The sequence below is a fragment of the Pseudomonas sp. LAMO17WK12:I5 genome (assembly GCF_900215165.1).
Taxonomy (GTDB): domain Bacteria; phylum Pseudomonadota; class Gammaproteobacteria; order Pseudomonadales; family Pseudomonadaceae; genus Aquipseudomonas; species Aquipseudomonas putida_A.
Map to the genome: position 1 here is coordinate 63,421 of NZ_OBDS01000003.1, position 16,591 is coordinate 80,011.

Sequence of the window (16,591 nt, forward strand, 5' to 3'; positions counted from 1 at the left end):
GAAGGCGCCAGTCCAGACGATGCATCTTTCAGCACCGCATAAAAAAAAGGGCGAACCCGTTTGGGTTCGCCCTTTTTGCATTTCAGCGATTCAGATCACAGCTTGGCCTGCAGCAGCGCCTCGAGCTTCTCCTGGTCACGGGCAAACTGACGGATGCCCTCAGCCAGTTTCTCGGTAGCCATCGCGTCTTCGTTGGACAGCCAGCGGAATTGCGCTTCGTTGAGGCTCAGGCGCGCTTCGCCGGCGTGGCCCGGGGCGAGTTTGCGTTCCAGTTTGCCGGTGTCTGCCGCGAGCTTGTCGATCAGGTCCGGGCTGATGGTCAGGCGATCGCAGCCGGCCAGTTGCTCGATCTGGCTCAGATTGCGGAAGCTGGCGCCCATGACCACGGTCTTGTAGTCATTGGCCTTGTAGTAGTTGTAGATGCGGGTGACCGACTGCACGCCCGGATCATCGGCACCGGTGTAGTCGTTGCCGTTGGCCTTTTTGTACCAGTCGTAGATGCGGCCCACGAACGGCGAGATCAGGAACACCCCGGCGTCAGCGCAAGCGGCAGCCTGAGCGAAGGAGAACAGCAGGGTCAGGTTGGTCTGGATGCCTTCCTTCTCGAGGATCTCCGCAGCGCGAATGCCTTCCCAGGTCGAAGCGATCTTGATCAGCACGCGGTCACGGCCGATGCCGGCCTTGTCGTACAGCTCGATCAGGCGATGCGCACGCTTGAGCACGGCGTCCTGGTCGAACGACAGGCGCGCATCCACTTCGGTAGAAATGCGGCCCGGAATCACTTTGAGGATTTCCTGGCCGACAGCGACGCCGAAACGGTCGCTGGCCAGACCCACGTCGCCCTTGCAGTCGCTGACGCAGGCGTTCAGCAGCTCGGCGTAGGCGGGGATGGCGGCTGCCTTGAGCAGCAGGGAAGGGTTGGTGGTGGCGTCGACCGGCTTGACCCGGGCGATCGCTTCGAAGTCGCCGGTGTCGGCAACTACGGTGGTCATCTGTTTGAGTTGTTCCAGCTTGGAAGTCATGGGTGTGCTCTGTCCTGTGGGTTTGACGACATTACCCGAGCGTTGACAGCCACTCAAGGGCATCAAGGCGCAACGGGTTCCCCGGGGGCAACAACCTGAGAACGGCTGTTTGAATGGTGGGGCGCGGTATCGATGAATACGATGCCAAAATCGGCCGCAGGTTCAAAGCAACTGACGGCCAGCGCCCCTTGAGCACATTGATGGAGGTTATTGCTGGCTTAGCTGGGTTTTGACCGCAGTTTCTGCCGGTTTCGGCTGGCCATCGGACGTCAACAGACCGAAATTCTTCTCGCGGTCATTGCTGCCGGTGTCGCTGTTTTTCCACTCGTAAATCGAGGTCAGGGCAATGTTGCGGGTTTTGATATCGGCGACGAATGCGCTGATTTTGCTGGCCTGACCCTCAATCCCGCCGTTGGAGGCGAGCGCCGAGATGCCCCATTCGCTGATCACCCCCGGCAGATGGAAGTTCTGCTGGATAAACGCCTGGGCGTTGCTGATCTGCGTGCCGCTCATGCCGTAGGGATGATAGGAGACCGCGTTGAGGCATTTGGGGTATTCGCTGACGATTCGGTTGAGTGCCACGGTGGACGCCGAGCCGGCAGTCGGCGGCCGGGCGAAGCCAAAACCGATCACCGGGACAGTCTGGGGTTTGTCTTGCAGGGTCTTGCACGCTGCGCTCATGAACGGCACGAAGGTCGTGTCGAAATTGCCGGTCGGCCAGTAGGTGCCGAGGTCCGGCTCATTCCATAGCTCGATCGCCACCAGTTGTGAGCCATAGGTCGCTGCCAGGCTGGTCAGCGCGTTGGCATACGCGATCCCCGCGTTCGCCAGATCATTGGCCGGTAACGGCTTGGTCGCGCGCAGGGTCATCAGCACCGGCAGACCAGCAGCGCGGGCCACGGCGAAGGCATTGCTGATCTGCTTCTGGTAGGCCGCGCTGGGCAGGCTGTCAGTCCATACGCCAAAACGCACGAAACTGAAGCCGGTGGCTTTGACGCGCTCGGCGTCGGCAGCGGAGAAGGTCTGGACTTTGACCTGAACCCCGATGGTTTTATTGGCGGGCAATGCCGGGAACAGTTCATTGGCCTGGCTCTGGCCGGTTGCCGCCAGCAGTAACAGGGTCAGGGCGCTCAGGGGTTTGAGATGGGCTGATTTCATGTCGGTTCTCCGGGTGAGAAGTGACAACGGCGAAAAAGTATCTCGAGATAACTGTTTCGAAACTGACAATGGCACTAAGTGCGCCAATGTTATTTTTTGTCAGGAAAACCAGCCCTGAAAATCACAGTTATTTTTAGTCCGTTAATTGTGTTTTGGCGGCTTTTGACCCTGTGGTACTTAATACGCTGGTACTAACAGGGCGAATCTATTTCTGAGTGCAGAATGATCTAGTGGGTTCATTAAGATCCGCTCTAGATGTTGGCAGAATGATATTACACAGGAATGTAAACCTTGTTCAAAAAGATCCTCGTCGTGTGCGTTGGCAATATTTGCCGAAGTCCGACAGCAGAACTTCTGCTGCGCAACGCGCTGACCCCCTCAACCATTTCGGTGACGTCCGCAGGTCTTTCTGCGCGGGTCGGCGAAGGCATGGAAGCCTCGGCGCGCCAGGTGCTGGAAGACCACGGGCACAGCGCCGAGGGTTTCCGGGCCCGGCAATTGACCGCCGATATCGTCAATGAATCAGACCTGATTCTGGTCATGGAAAAACAACATGTGAATCAGGTGCTGAAGATTGCCTCGCACGCCCGAGGCAAAGTATTTCTTCTCGGCAAGTGGCAGAGCGAACGAGAAATACAGGATCCGTATCGTCAAGGTAAGGCCGCTTTTATTCATGCCCATGCATTGATTGAAGATGCTGTTAGCTCGTGGGCGCAGCGCCTCGGACATTGATGAATATTCTTCAGATCAGTGAATGGTAAGAAAGACTTATGCAGTTACCGTCAGTAATCGCCAACCGTGATAACGATCAAGACAGTATTGATCTTCTCGGCATATTCGGCAGTTTGATCGACCAGAAATGGTTGATCGGTGCATTCACCGGTGCATTCATGGCCGCCGGCGTTGCCTATGCGGTATTGGCGACGCCGGTGTATCTGGCGAACGCGCTGGTGCAGGTCGAACCGAAAAAGAACGACATGCTCGGTTTTTCCGACCTCAGTAGCATGCTCGGCGGGCAATCGCCGTCGGTGACCGAAATCGGCATCATCAAATCCCGTGCGGTGATCGGCAAAACCGTCGATGACCTGCGCCTGGATATCGACGTCACCCCCAACACCTTCCCGGTGGTCGGCGGTTTTCTCGCCCGGCGTTATCGCGGTGAAACCGAGTTCAGCGTGGCGCCGCCGCGTTTTGGCTTCAACAGCTACGCCTGGGGCGGCGAGCGTCTGGAGTTCACTCGGCTCAATCTGCCCAAAGAGTTGTTGGGCAAGAAGCTCACCCTGGTGGCTGGCGAACAACAGCACTTTCAGTTGCTCGATGACAACGACAACCTGTTGGTCGAGGGCGTCGCCGGCGAAGCCTTCGCCCAGGACGGCGTCGAGGGTTTGATCGAGCGCCTGCAAGCCAACCCGGGTACTCGCTTTGAAGTGGTGCGCAATCCACGGATCGTGACCATTCAGGGTTACCAGGATGCGCTGGATATCTCCGAGCAAGGTAAAGAGTCGGGGATTATCCGTCTGGCGCTGGCCAGCGCCGATGCGGCCGAGGCGGTGAAGATCCTCAACAAAATCGCCGCGCTCTACGTGGACCAGAACGTGCGCCGCACCTCGGCGGAAGCGGCGCAGAGCCTGGCGTTCCTGCAAAGCCAGTTGCCGCAGGTCAAGCGTGATCTGGCCAAGGCCAGCGATGCGCTCAACGCGTATCAGACCCACGGCAAGACCGTGAATATTTCCCTGGAAACGCAATCGGTGCTTGGTCAGTCCGTGGCGCTGGAAACGCGGATTTCCGAGCTGAAAATGCAGCAGGCGGAAATGGATCGCAAGTTCACCAAACAGCATCCGGCGTATCGCGCCTTGATGTCGCAGATCGGTGAGTTGACCCAGCAGCAGAAGTCGCTGGAAGGCAAGGTCGGTAATCTGCCGGCCACGCAGCAGGAATTGCTCAACCTGACCCGCGATGTGGAAGTGGCTTCGCAGATCTACACGCAGTTGCTGAACAAATCCCAGGAATTGGACATCGTCCGCGCCGGGGCGGTGGGCAATGTGCGCCTGATCGATCCGGCGGATGTTGACCTGAGCAGCCCGGTCAAACCGAAAAAAGCCCTGATCGTGCTGATCGCAACGTTCCTCGGCGCCTTTGTCGGCGTAGCCCTGGTGCTGTTGCGCAAATCGTTGAGCAAAGGTCTGGAAGGGCCGGAAGCCATCGAACAGCTCGGGCTGCCGGTGTACGCGTCGATTCCCTACAGCGCCTTGCAGCGTGACGAGGACACGAAAAAAGGCCGAGCCAAAATCACCGCCGAGACGCCGGCCTATCTGCTGGCCCTGCGCAACCCGACCGACCTGTCCATCGAGTCGATCCGCAGCCTGCGCACCTGCCTGCATTTCGCCGCGCTGGATTCGACCAACAACCGCATCATGATCTCCGGCCCCAGCCCGCAGGTCGGCAAGACCTTCGTCTCCTCCAACCTCGCCGCGGTCATGGCGCAGAGCGGTCAGCGCGTGTTGCTGATCGACGCCGACATGCGCAAGGGCCACTTGCACAAGACGCTGAATGTGCCGATCGCCAATGGCCTGTCGGATCTGCTGGTCAAGCGCTGCAGCATCGAGCAGGCGATCAACACGGTGGAAATCGACAACCTGCACTTCATCAGCCGTGGTCAGGTTCCGCCGAATCCTTCCGAGTTGTTGATGCACGCCAACTTCCGCGACCTGCTCGCCGAACTGAGTCAGCGCTACGACGTGGTGATCATCGATACGCCGCCATTGCTCGCGGTGACCGACGCGGCGATTGTCGGGCGCGAAGCCGGCATCAGCCTGATCGTCACGCGGTTTGCGGTAAACCCGGCCAAGGAAATTGAAGCGACCATTCGCCGCTTCGCGCAGAACGGCATCGAGCTCAAGGGCGCGGTGTTCAACGGCGTCGAGAAGCGCGCTGCCAGCTACTACGGCAATGGCAGCTATGGCTATTACAACTACGAATACGCGTCGGACAAATCCTGAAATCAGGGACGTTCCAACAGGCATGAAAGTGGGTGGGTTGTGAAGAAAATACTGCACGTGGCTGAAACGATAAAAGGTGGGGTCGCCACCGTTATCCGCACCATCTCGGCGTCGCCCGAAGGCCAGGATTCGAATTACGAGCTGGTCTATCTGGTGCCGCTCGACCAGAAACAAGAGCTGCACGGCATTGATGCACAGCAGATTCGCACGTTCGAACGCAGCGGGCGTGATGTGCGTTCGCTGCTGCGTTTTGCCTGGCAACTGACCCGGGTGATGCTCAAGGAAAAACCCGATGTGGTGCATTTGCACAGCACCTTTTCCGGGGTGATCGGCCGCGTGGTCTGTGTGCTTCTGCGACCGTGGCGCAAGCCGAAAATCGTCTACTGCCCGCACGCCTTTTCGTTCCTGATGGAAAGCTCGCCGACCAAGCAGAAGATCTACGCATGGATCGAGCGGGTCCTGCAGCGGGTCACCGACGTGATCATCTGCGTCAGCCGCTACGAAATGGACAAGGCCGCGCGGTTCGGCATTCAGCGCAAGCGCATGAAGCTGATCTACAACGGCATCCACCAACGCGACGAAGCGCCGAAGGCCGAGAGCCCCGCGCCGATCCATCTGCTGTTCGTCGGTCGTCTCGACTACCAGAAAGGTTTCGACGTGCTGCTCAAGGCCTTCGCCAAGGTGCAGCGCAGTGATCTGAAACTGACGGTGGTCGGCAGTGCGGTCAACGAGGACACGGTCGAGTGCCCCGAGATGGACGCGGTCGAGTACCTGCCGTGGGTCACGCCGGCCGAAGTGCAGGCGCTGTATCAACAGGCCGACGCGCTGATCGTTCCGAGCCGCTGGGAAGGTTTTGCCATGGTGCCGCTGGAAGGCATGGCCATGGGCTTGCCGGTGATCGCCAGCAACTGCACGTCGCTGCCCGAACTGGTCACCCATGAAGTGTCCGGCTACGTCTTTCCCACCGGTGATCACCAGGCGCTGGCCGACGTGCTGGCGCGAATCCAGAAGCCGCGGTTGCTCGACCTCGGCAGCGAAGGCCGGAACATCGTGCGCGAACGTTTCAGCGCCGCGCTGATGATCCGCCAGACCTACGACGTGTATTGCGCTCCCACTTATTAAGTAGAACTCAGCTTATGAACGTAACGATTTTGCATGGCTACAGTGCGTCCAACTCCGGTGACGGCCTGCTCGTCGATCTGGCCATCGCGTTGGTGCAGCGCAACTTTGGCGAAGACACCGCGATCAATGTCGTGGCGTCCGACCCGCAGTCTTTCGCCTACCTGCCGCACCCGCGTTTCGATGCGCCGGTGATGGCGGCCAAGGGCCTGGGGCGGGTCAAGCAGGCGGTGTTCCTCAATCAGTCGTATGCCGGACTGGCGGATCTGTTGCGCAAGACCGATCTGATCGTCGGCGTCGGTGGCGGCTACATGCGCTCGAAAAGTGCCTTCGAACACATCAAGCTCAAACTCGGTCACGCCAAGCAACTGGAAACGGCGATCCTCAGCAAGGTGCCGTCGGTGTACCTGCCGCAAAGCATCGGCCCGTTCCATGGCGAGAGCCGCAAGATCGTCGATCACTACGCCAGCGCTGACGCGGTGTTCGTGCGCGATAACCGCTCCTCGGCAATGTTCGATGCCTGCGAAAACGTCTACCGCGCGCCGGATCTGGCGGTGCAGTCGTTGGCCAGCAAGATCCTTCAGCAGCCGAAGTTCACCCGCTGCGCCGCGTCGCCGGCCACCGTGTGCGTGGTGCTGCGCAAGCCGCCGGAGTGGAGCAAGGACAAGAAGGTCGCCTACGTCGCCAATCTGAAGTTGCTGCTGCAGCGCCTGAAGAACAAAAGCAAAGTGGTCTGCGCCGTGCAGAGCGCCGTTCGCGGCAACGATGACGGTGCGTTCTATCGCGAACTGGGCATCACCGAGGACCTGCTGTCGTTGAAGGCGACGATTGCCAAATATCAGCCGGACCTGGTGATCTCGGTGCGTCTGCACGGCGCCATCGAGTCGCTGCTGTCCGGTGTCCCGGCGTACCACATCAGCTATGAGCGCAAAGGCTTTGGCGCCTATCAGGACATGGGCGTGGAAGACTGGGTGATCAATGGCGGCGACATCAATGTCGACCAGATCATCGACACCGTGTACGCCCCGAACGCGCTGTCGAATTTCGGCAAGCGCCTGACCGATACTTGCCGCGAAATCGAAGCCAAGACGGTGATGATGGACGAGATCATCAAAGGCGTCGTTCGATGATATTTCGCTTGCTGCTGCGCGGCGGAGCCTTGGGCGCGAAGTTTCTGCTGGTGTTGGTCATCACCCATTACCTGGGCTACGAAGCGCTGGGGTTTTATGGCGTGGTGGTCGCGGCGTCGCTGATCGCTTCGAAGTTCTACAGCGTTGGTTTCAGTTCCGAGATCAACCGGTTGATCAGCGTCGGCGGCAGCTCGCGGCGGGTGGTCGACAAAGTCCTGTTGCTGTACCTGGCGGTGGGGCTGCTGCTGTCGCTGCTGACGGTGGGGATTTACTCGCTGTTCCAGCAGGTCGAGGCGAGCACCGCGTTGATTCTTTGCGTGACGCTGGTGCTGCTCACCGAACACCTGTCCTTCGAGATCAACTCGTTCGTGTTTTCCGCACAGAAAGCCACCGCGGGCGCGCTGCTGTTCTTCATCAAGACCGGTCTCTGGGCGCTGCTGGCGGTGGGCGGGATGATGCTCGACTGGGTCGCCGGCATCGCCAGTGTGCTGTGGCTGTGGGTGGCCGCCAACGTGCTCGTGATCGTCGCCGGTTACCTGATCGTGGTGAATGTGCACAAGGGTCGGGTCAGCGAAGCACTGACTACCGCGACCGTGTGGAAGGCCGGCCTGCCGTTCTACTTCGGCACGGGGTTGATCGCGCTGAGTCAGTACGCCGAGCGCTTTCTGATTGCCGATCTCGAACCCTACGCCAGCCTCGGTAAATACGTATACGCGTGGTCGGCGGCGAACACTTTGCAGGCGCTGTCTTACGCGGTGGTGGCGGTGGTCGGCATTCCGGTGCTGGCCAAGCGGTTTCAGGCGGATCAGCAGTCATTTACGGTCAAGCAATTGTTCGTCAACAAATGGGTGATGCGCTCGTTAGTGGTGTCGGCGGCGGTGGCGGTGCTGATCTATCTGTTCTTCAACGTGGTGCTCGATTACGTCGCCACCAGCGTGCCGCGTCCGGATAACGCGATCCTCGGCGTGCTGATCTTTTCCTTTGCCCTGCGGGCCATTGGCGACATCGTCTGGGGTGGTCTGATCGCTTCGAAAAACAGTCGGGTGTCATTCGCCAGCGCGGCGATCTGCCTGCTGGTGTCGGTGCCGGTCAGTTACCTGCTGATCAAGCACTATTCGATTTATGGCGCGGCGTGGGGCAATGTCTTCGCGATCATCGTCCAGCTCGGAGTGATCGCCGTGTTGACTCGGGCGACCCGTGCCAAAGGGGCGCTGGCATGGGGTTGAAGTTGCCGTGCATCGAGTTTCGCGGCCGCAAACTCGATTCTTCGCTGTCGTTCCTGATTCTGTTCACCGGGTTGTTTCTGTCGGTGGCGATGCCGCTGCTGATCCCGCGCGCTCCGGGCCCGGATGCGATGACCTTGTGGTCGTCCTACGCCCGCGCCGACAACTGCAATTTCTGGAACCCGTTCTCGCCGGATCGCTCCTCCTACGAGTGTTCGGCGTTCCTGCTGCGGCCCACCGGGATCAACCTGACCAACGCCTGGGCCTACGGGATGTTCTGCAACTTCTTCCTCACGGCGATTCCGGTGGTGGTGTTCCGGCGCATGCCGCTGGCGATCTTCGGCACCCTGTGTCTGTGGGGGATTGTGCGTTCGTTCTTCCTGGAAAACCTGACCAAGGAAATCATCGTCTCGGTGGCGGTGCTGAGCATCTTGTTCAGCTCGCTGACGCGCAAATACCGCGGCGGATTTTTTCTGTCGGCGGTGATCTACGGCGTGCTGATCCGGCCTTACTGGATTCTGTTTTCGCTGTCGTGGGTCGGCGTCTGCGTGATGAAGAAGTACGTGTCGCGCTTCACCTTCTTCCTGATGCTGTTCCTGTTTTACCTGGCGGTGGCCATGGCGATCCAGCTGGCGCTGGGGTTTCCGGTGTCGTCGATTCGCGCCAGCAATAACGAGTTGCGCACGGCGGGGGAGGAGGGCTCGAAATCGCTGATTGTCTCGTGGCTCAGCGGCAGTGACTTCGTTTCGCAGGCGCTGGACTCGATGATCATTTTCTTCCGGCTGTCGTTCCCGGTGGAGCTGATTCTGTTGTCCGGGCCGGGCCAGGTGATCTTTGTGGCGCTGATGATCATGACCGCGCTGCTGCTGTTCAAAGTCATCACCTCCACTGATTACAAAGGCGCGCCGATCGAAACCAAACCCAAGGAACTGATCGCGATTCCGCTGGCGTTCCTGCTGGTGCAGGGTTTGTTCGAGCCGGACTTCGGCTCCTTCGCCCGGCATTTTTCCATGGTGGTGCCGGTGCTGTTTGTCGGTCTGGGCCTGATGTTGCGCGCGAACAAACCGGTGCGGGTTGAATCACGAGTTCTGAATTGAGGCAGGTGCTGTATGTCGAGCAAGAAAAAATCGCTGGAGATCGAAACCCTGCGTGGCCTGGCGTGCCTGCTGCTGGTGCTCTATCACGTCATTGGCCCGTTGGGCGGAGGCCTGAAGATCGATCTCGGCTCGCCGTTTCGGGTGATCGCCGACTCGATGGTGTACGTGCGCATGCCGCTGTTCACCTTCATTTCCGGCTACATCTATTCGATCTACAAAATTCGCGGCAATGACTTTTCCGCGTTCTTCAGCGGCAAGGTACGACGGCTGATCGTGCCGCTGTTTTGCGTCGGTGTGCCGTTCTCGGTGTTGCAGGCGGTAGGGCCGGGGGTGAACAAGGATGTCGGCGTGATCGATGCGTTGCTGTCGTTCTGGGTACCGGTCAATCACTTCTGGTTCCTGCAGGCGGTGTTCATCATTTTCATGTTCGTCGGGCTGCTGGAATGGCGCGGGATGCTGCGCTCGATGACGCGCTTGTATCTGCTGTTCGCCTTCGCTGCGGCGGTGTTTCTGTTGCCGCCGTTCAAGCTCGATGCGTTCGGCATCAATGGCGCGATTTACCTGCTGCCGTTTTTTGTGGCGGGGATGATCGGCCAGGAAAATGTCGAGGCGTTGAAGCAGCGGTTCAAGGTGATCGGGCCGCTGGTGTTTGTGCTGATCTCGCTGACGCTGCTGTACGTGGCGGCGATTGACCGTGAGTTGATCGTCGACCGCCGCAGCCTGATCGGTCTGACCGTGGGGTGTGTGTCCTGCATTGCTTTGCTGTCGAGTGACATGCGCTCGAAGTGGCTGACCTGGCTGGGCGGCTATTCTTACGCGATCTTTCTGTTCCATGTGCTGTTCGCGGCGACTTCGCGGTTTGTCATGGGGCGGCTGGGGGTGAAAGACGAAAGCATTCTGGTGCTCAGTGGGCTGCTGTTCGGCCTGTTGGGGCCGGTGGTGCTGTCGATGATTTTCAGTCGCTTCAATGTCACCTCGGTGCTGTTTTTGGGCGAGCGTGCGGCGAAGAAAAAACCGCTGGCGAGCATTGCTCCGGTGGTGCCGGCCAATAGCTGAAAAGCTTCGCGAGCAAGGATCTCCGGAACTCACATCATCCCTGTGGGAGCTGGCTTGCCAGCGATGGGGACCGATCAGATGAAGCTTATTCGCCTGACCCACCGCATCGCTGGCAAGCCAGCTCCCACAGGATTTGGGTGTACAAGGATTTAGCGGATGACCTCAACCTCTGCTCGCGAAGGGGCCATTCCAGACTGAAGGAAATAACGCATGTTGGTAGTAAATGACGCTCAGCCCGTCGCGGCGTCGGTGGTGGAAGTGGGCGATGCCCGCGAGCGCTTTGCGCAGTGGCGCGAAGGCAAGGCCGGGAAGGTCTTGTCGGTCTCGGTGATCGGCGACAGCTACAGCGCCGGGCAGGATTTCTACCTGAACAAACTGGTGCAGCGCGTGGCCGGCGAAGTGGGTTTTGCCGGCCCCGGTTACGTCGGTTTCAACCACGGCGCCGCGCTGGGCGGCACGCATTTCAAATACACCCGCAGCAGCGAAAAATACTTCGGTGGTGGCTGGCAAGTATCCGGCCTCGGCCAAGCCAGCCCCGACAGCCGCACGGTGACCGGCAAGCCCGGTGCCTGGCTGCAAATCGATGCCAGCCCGACACCGGCCATCGACACCCAAGTCACCCAGGCGAAATTGCTCTATCTGGGCAACGGCGAAGCCAGTGAGCTGCGCTACCGTTGGACACCCTCGGAAGACTGGCAGCCGTTGACGCTCAAGGGTTCAGGCGTGCAGGAAGTACCGCTCGCAGGTCTCTCTTCAGCGGCAGACTGGTCGTTCAAACTGGAAGTGGTGAAGGGCGCACCGACCTTGTTTGGCTTGTGGATGAGCAACGAACAGAACGGCGTGCGTGTTTCGAAACTGGCGGCCTCGGGCGCGGCCTCGGCGGACTTCTATCACCGCGACCCGCAATGGCAGGTGCAGTGGAAAGCCGCCGTGTCGAAGATCCCCGCCGACGTTTATCTGATCATGCTCGGCGGTAACGACCAAGGCTTCGGCGTCAAACCTGCGGAGTATCTGCAGAACGTTCAGGGCCTGGTAACGATGATCCGCGAGATCCAACCGGCGGCGAGCATCAACCTGATCATGCGTCAGGACACCACACGTTCCAGCGCCTATCCGATGTCGGCGTATGCGCAGGTACTGCAGCCGTGGGCGCATGAGCAGCAGTTGGGCTTTGCCAATCTGCAATGCGCGTTCGGCCCTGACGTCAAACGCTATGCGGCGGCGATGATCGGCCCGGACAAGATTCATCCGCAGCCGGCCACGGGCGGGAAGGTGATTGCCGATTACTTCTATCGCTGGATCGTCAGTGGCATCAACGCGGACAGTTGCGACTTGTAGGAGCTGCGGCACGCTGCGATCTTTTGATCTTGCTCTTGAAAACAAAATCAAAAGATCGCAGCGTGCCGCAGCTCCTACAGGGGGCGTGTTTTATTTGAAGTTATCTATCTGGCTCAGGAGCTCAGCCGTTTTCTGCGGCATCAGTTGCGTGGCACACCGCGTCTCGACGTTGATGATGATCGCCGGCTCGTTGTAGCACAGGCGTACGCGGAAGCGCCAGTCGCTGAAGATCACCTTCAGGCCATCACGATCGTCCATTTCCAGCGCCTGCTCGGCATACCGTTGTTTCAGATGGGCGAGCAGGGGATAGGGATCCGCCAGCGTGCGGCGAATGTCGCCGGACGCGGGAAACATGCCGATGCGTTCCACCAGCAAAATACTGCCCAGCCACGACTCGTTGGCGCTGGCCAACGGCTGATGGTGTGACAGCCAGCTCACCGTGCCGAGGTTGCCCACCTCCCGTTCAATCTCTGCTGCATGCTGTGCCATGTTCATGGGTTGCCTCCTGAAAAGAGAAGTGGGCGGGGACCGTCTCAGCGGCCCTTGAGGTAGACGTTGTCGTAGCAGAAGTTGGTCGCCTGCAAATAACCCTCGGCGTCGCCGCAGTCGAAGCGCAGGCCCTTGAACTTGTAGGCCAGCACGCAACCGTTCTGCGCCTGTTTCATCAGCGCGTCGGTGATCTGGATTTCGCCGCCCTTGCCCGGTTGGGTGTCGGCGATCAGGTCGAAGATGTCCGGCGTCAGGATGTAGCGGCCGATGATCGCCAGGTTCGACGGAGCATCCTGCGGTGCCGGTTTTTCCACCATGTTATTGACCCGGTAGATGCCGTCGGAAATCAGTTCGCCGGCGATCACCCCGTACTTGTGGGTCTGGTCGGCCGGGACTTCCTGGATGGCGACGATCGAGCAGCGGAATTTCTTGTACAGCTGGATCATCTGCGACAGCACGCCGTCACCTTCCAGGTTCAGGCACAGGTCATCGGCCAGCACCACGGCGAAGGGTTCATCGCCGATCAGTGGACGACCGCTGAGAATCGCGTGACCGAGGCCCTTCATTTCCACCTGACGGGTGTAGGAGAAGGTGCAGGTGTCGATCAGCTCGCGGGTGCCGGCGAGGAATTTCTCTTTCTCGGTGCCGCGGATCTGGTGTTCGAGTTCGTAGCTGATGTCGAAGTGGTCTTCCAGCGCACGCTTGCCCCGACCGGTGACGATGGCCATGTGTTGCAGGCCGGCGTCCCGTGCTTCTTCAACGGCGTATTCGATCAACGGCTTGTTGACGATCGGCAGCATCTCTTTCGGCATGGCTTTGGTCGCCGGCAAGAAACGCGTGCCGTAACCGGCAGCGGGGAACAAACATTTACGAATCATAAAAGTATCCTGGACAGTCATGGAGCACAGGCAACGGGTGCGCGCACTTATCAAAGCGCACAAGTTTCAATGATTATTGAACGAGTACTTTAATACCTGAGTCAGGTTGTTAATGGCAATTAGCGCAGGGGGTAAAACATGACAATGTTATGAGATGTCGGTTAAGGCGTTATTAGTTATTTTTAGTCGGTATCTGTTGATAGTGATGAGTGTACTTGGGGTGCTAATAAGTACCGGGCAATACAGTTTGACCTGCAAAAATATTTATTGCCAGTGGTTGAACTAATTTTGTTTAAGGCTGTTGTCGTCCTTATTTGTGTGGTGCGCCACAGATTCAATGAAAGGGACTTGACAGGCTACTTGTCACTTATCCAATGACGGACCGCGCTATGAAGATTCTGGTAACGGGTGGCGCCGGCTATATCGGCTCGCACACCACACTTGCGCTGCTTGAAGCAGGTTATGAAGTTGTTGTACTGGATAATCTTTGCAACAGCAGCGATGCGGCATTGCACGCGATAGAAGGTATCTGCGGCAAAAGCGCGTTGATGATTCGCGGCGATGTCTGCGACCGGGCGTTGCTCGACCGGATTTTCCGCGAGCATGCGATCGACGCGGTGCTGCATTTTGCCGGGCTCAAGGCCGTCGGCGAGAGCGTGCGCAAGCCGCTGGATTACTACGAAAACAACGTCGGCGGCAGCATCACCTTGTGTCAGTCGATGGCCGCAGCGGGGGTGTTCCGGCTGGTGTTCAGTTCGTCGGCCACGGTGTACGGCGAGCCTGAGCAGATGCCGATCCGCGAGGATTTCCCCACCGGCATTCCGACCAATCCTTACGGTCAATCCAAGCTGATCGTCGAGAACGTGCTGCGCGACCTGAGTCAGGCCGAGCCGCGCTGGAGCATCGCCTTGCTGCGTTACTTCAACCCGATCGGCGCGCATCACAGCGGGCATATGGGCGAAGACCCCAGCGGCATCCCCAACAACCTGCTGCCTTACATCAGCCAGGTCGCGGTTGGCAGCCTGCAGGAATTGTCGATTTTCGGCGACGACTACCCGACGATCGATGGCACCGGAGTGCGCGATTACATCCACGTCGTCGACCTCGCCGATGGCCATCTCAAAGCCTTGCAATCGATTGCCGACCGTCCGGGCATTCATACCTGGAACCTTGGCACCGGCGACGGCTACAGCGTGATGCAAGTGCTGCAGGCCTTCGAACAAGCCAGTGGACGTCCGGTGCCGTACCGGGTGATGCCACGGCGCAGCGGGGACATTGCCGAGAGCTGGGCCGACGCCTCGAAAGCGCAAAAAGAACTCGGCTGGAAAGCCACGCGCAGTCTGCAGGACATGGTCACCGATACCTGGCGCTGGCAATCGAATCATCCGCGCGGTTATCTCGAATGATGTCGTTCTAATACTGAATGTTAGTTTCGGTCAGCTGTTAGATATCGTCGGGAAAATACGCTGGAAATGCCTTTTGCAAGTCCGTAGATATAAACCTGCCGTTCGACTTTTATCAGTTGGGTAAGACTGTGAAAGAACGACGGATCTTGTTCGCGCTTTTCGCGGACTTGAACGCTACCACCGCTAACAAAGACCGGTTTTTAACAGGTCGAATGTTAGAAAGGAGTTGATATGAAAAAAGTGATGGCGATTGCCCTGTTGACGATGTTGAGCAACTGGGCGTCCGCTGCTGAAGCGCCGCTAACTGCGGTGACCAATGTATCTGGCAGTGTTGCGGCTTCTACAGCGCCTGCTGCCAGTACTGCAATGGTTGCCAGTGCAGTCGCAGCGTCCAACAGCGGCGGAAGTGCCAACGGCGGTACCACTGGCACCACCGGTACTACCGGCACCACCGGCACGCACAACTAACAGGAACATTTGTTAGTGCAGTACAGGGTCGCCCGACGCAAGTCGGGTGACTTTATTTTTAGATTCGCCCTTGAATAGCGTAGTGCCATTATGACTCGTAGTTTTTCTCTTTTGCTGTTGGCAAGTATCGCTTTGCAAGGTTGCATGTTTTCCCCCGGCCAATACCTGAGCACCGGCGACATCACGCGCCAGGGCGCCAGCGAAAGCAGTCGGGTCGAGCTGATCCCGATCACGCCCAAGCTGATCTCGATGACCCGTGCCACGCAGAAGCGTGAGTCGGTACCGTCGGAACTGTTGGCAACGCCTGCGGAATACCGCATCGGCAGCAACGATGTGCTGTACATCACGGTCTGGGATCACCCGGAGCTGACCGCGCCATCGGGGGCACAACAGCAGATCGACGCCAACGGTCGACTGGTGCGCTCCGATGGCACGCTGTACTACCCGTTCATCAAGGAAGTGCAGGCGGCCGGCAAGACTATTCAACAGCTGCGCTCGGACATCGAAACACGCCTGTCGGCGTTCATCGCCGAGCCGCAGGTGGATGTCGCGGTGCTGCGTTTCGCCAGTCAGAAAGTGGTGGTTTCCGGTGCCGTGGCCAAAGCCGGTCCGCAGCCGATTTCCACCAACCCGCTGAGCGTGGTCGAGGCCCTCGGCACTGCCGGCATCGACACCAACAACGCCGACCTGTCGGGCCTGTTGCTGACCCGCAATGGCCGGGTGTATCCGCTCAATCTCGACTCGCTCAACCAGCAGGATTCCGAGTTGCAGCACGTCTTCCTCAAGGGCGGCGATCAGCTGTACCTGCCGTACAACGACAACAAGCGCATCTACGTCATGGGTGAGGTCAATCAGCCACGTGCGCTGAGTTTCAAGACTGCGACGATGAACCTCTCCGACGTGCTCGGTTCGGTCGGCGGCTTGAGCCAGACCACCTCCAACGGCAACGCGGTGTACGTGATTCGCGGGGTGGAAAACCTCGATGTCGAGCCGGCGAAAATCTATCAACTGGAAGCCCAGTCGCCGACCGCCATGGCACTCGCTTCGCACTTTCAAGTGCGTCCCCAGGATGTGGTGTACGTCGGCCCGGCCAACGTCACGCGCTGGAACCGCTTCATCAGTCAACTGGTGCCGTCGGCATCGATTGTCGGGACCGGGGCTTCCGCTGCGAAGAACTGGAGCGAATTCAGTAACAACAGCAAATAAGG

Annotated in this window: 15 protein-coding genes; 11 read left to right on the top strand and 4 right to left on the bottom strand. The window is 59.0% G+C overall.

Features of this window, described 5'->3' with window-relative positions:
- Window positions 1-95: 95 nt before the first annotated feature.
- A complete protein-coding gene (tal, locus tag CRO59_RS05680; protein WP_027611470.1) occupies window positions 96-1,022 on the bottom strand; it encodes a transaldolase in 927 nt (308 codons plus the stop codon).
- Window positions 1,023-1,229: 207 nt separating this feature from the next.
- Window positions 1,230-2,180 carry a glycosyl hydrolase family 5 gene (locus CRO59_RS05685; RefSeq protein WP_097088576.1) on the bottom strand — a complete coding sequence of 317 codons (951 nt, stop codon included), beginning with the start codon at window positions 2,178-2,180 and terminating at the stop codon, window positions 1,230-1,232.
- A 291-nt stretch (window positions 2,181-2,471) separates the two neighbouring features.
- Here CRO59_RS05685 and CRO59_RS05690 point away from each other — a divergent pair, with 291 nt between their 5' ends.
- The 8 genes from CRO59_RS05690 to CRO59_RS05725 all read left to right on the top strand — a co-directional run bounded on the left by CRO59_RS05690 (window position 2,472) and on the right by CRO59_RS05725 (window position 12,142).
- Window positions 2,472-2,912: a low molecular weight protein-tyrosine-phosphatase gene (locus CRO59_RS05690; protein WP_007968224.1), complete on the top strand. Its 441-nt coding sequence runs from the start codon at window positions 2,472-2,474 to the stop codon at window positions 2,910-2,912.
- A 38-nt stretch (window positions 2,913-2,950) separates the two neighbouring features.
- Window positions 2,951-5,179, top strand: a complete 2,229-nt coding sequence (locus tag CRO59_RS05695; RefSeq protein ID WP_097088578.1) for a polysaccharide biosynthesis tyrosine autokinase — start codon at window positions 2,951-2,953, stop codon at window positions 5,177-5,179.
- Between the two features lie 39 nt (window positions 5,180-5,218).
- Window positions 5,219-6,301 carry a glycosyltransferase gene (locus CRO59_RS05700; RefSeq protein ID WP_097088580.1) on the top strand — a complete coding sequence of 361 codons (1,083 nt, stop codon included), beginning with the start codon at window positions 5,219-5,221 and terminating at the stop codon, window positions 6,299-6,301.
- Between the two features lie 14 nt (window positions 6,302-6,315).
- On the top strand, window positions 6,316-7,428 hold the full coding sequence (locus tag CRO59_RS05705) for a polysaccharide pyruvyl transferase family protein (RefSeq protein WP_097088582.1): 1,113 nt from the start codon (window positions 6,316-6,318) through the stop codon (window positions 7,426-7,428).
- Entirely contained in the window at window positions 7,425-8,654 is a 1,230-nt protein-coding gene (locus CRO59_RS05710; RefSeq protein ID WP_097088584.1) for a polysaccharide biosynthesis C-terminal domain-containing protein, read from the top strand. Before CRO59_RS05705 ends, CRO59_RS05710 begins: the two co-directional genes overlap by 4 nt.
- Entirely contained in the window at window positions 8,645-9,748 is a 1,104-nt protein-coding gene (locus CRO59_RS05715; RefSeq protein ID WP_003226536.1) for a hypothetical protein, read from the top strand. The genes CRO59_RS05710 and CRO59_RS05715 overlap by 10 nt, the downstream gene beginning before the upstream one ends.
- 12 nt (window positions 9,749-9,760) lie before the next feature.
- A complete protein-coding gene (locus CRO59_RS05720) occupies window positions 9,761-10,804 on the top strand; it encodes an acyltransferase family protein (protein ID WP_097088586.1) in 1,044 nt (347 codons plus the stop codon).
- Between the two features lie 210 nt (window positions 10,805-11,014).
- On the top strand, window positions 11,015-12,142 hold the full coding sequence (locus CRO59_RS05725) for a GDSL-type esterase/lipase family protein (RefSeq protein ID WP_097088588.1): 1,128 nt from the start codon (window positions 11,015-11,017) through the stop codon (window positions 12,140-12,142).
- 90 nt (window positions 12,143-12,232) lie between these two features.
- On the opposite strand, the gene CRO59_RS05730 is transcribed toward CRO59_RS05725, so the two are convergent.
- Entirely contained in the window at window positions 12,233-12,637 is a 405-nt protein-coding gene (locus CRO59_RS05730; protein ID WP_097088590.1) for a mannose-1-phosphate guanylyltransferase, read from the bottom strand.
- A 38-nt stretch (window positions 12,638-12,675) separates the two neighbouring features.
- Window positions 12,676-13,509 (bottom strand): UTP--glucose-1-phosphate uridylyltransferase GalU, encoded by an 834-nt coding sequence (galU, locus tag CRO59_RS05735; protein WP_047600100.1) that lies wholly within the window; start codon window positions 13,507-13,509, stop codon window positions 12,676-12,678.
- Between the two features lie 389 nt (window positions 13,510-13,898).
- Between galU and galE the strand changes: the two genes are divergently transcribed.
- The 3 genes from galE (at window position 13,899) to CRO59_RS05750 (ending at window position 16,589) form a co-directional block, all read left to right on the top strand.
- Window positions 13,899-14,915 (top strand): UDP-glucose 4-epimerase GalE, encoded by a 1,017-nt coding sequence (gene galE, locus CRO59_RS05740; RefSeq protein WP_097088592.1) that lies wholly within the window; start codon window positions 13,899-13,901, stop codon window positions 14,913-14,915.
- A gap of 231 nt (window positions 14,916-15,146) precedes the next feature.
- Window positions 15,147-15,383 carry a hypothetical protein gene (locus tag CRO59_RS05745; protein WP_003226528.1) on the top strand — a complete coding sequence of 79 codons (237 nt, stop codon included), beginning with the start codon at window positions 15,147-15,149 and terminating at the stop codon, window positions 15,381-15,383.
- Between the two features lie 144 nt (window positions 15,384-15,527).
- On the top strand, window positions 15,528-16,589 hold the full coding sequence (locus tag CRO59_RS05750; RefSeq protein WP_097088594.1) for a polysaccharide biosynthesis/export family protein: 1,062 nt from the start codon (window positions 15,528-15,530) through the stop codon (window positions 16,587-16,589).
- The last annotated feature ends 2 nt before the right edge of the window (window positions 16,590-16,591 follow it).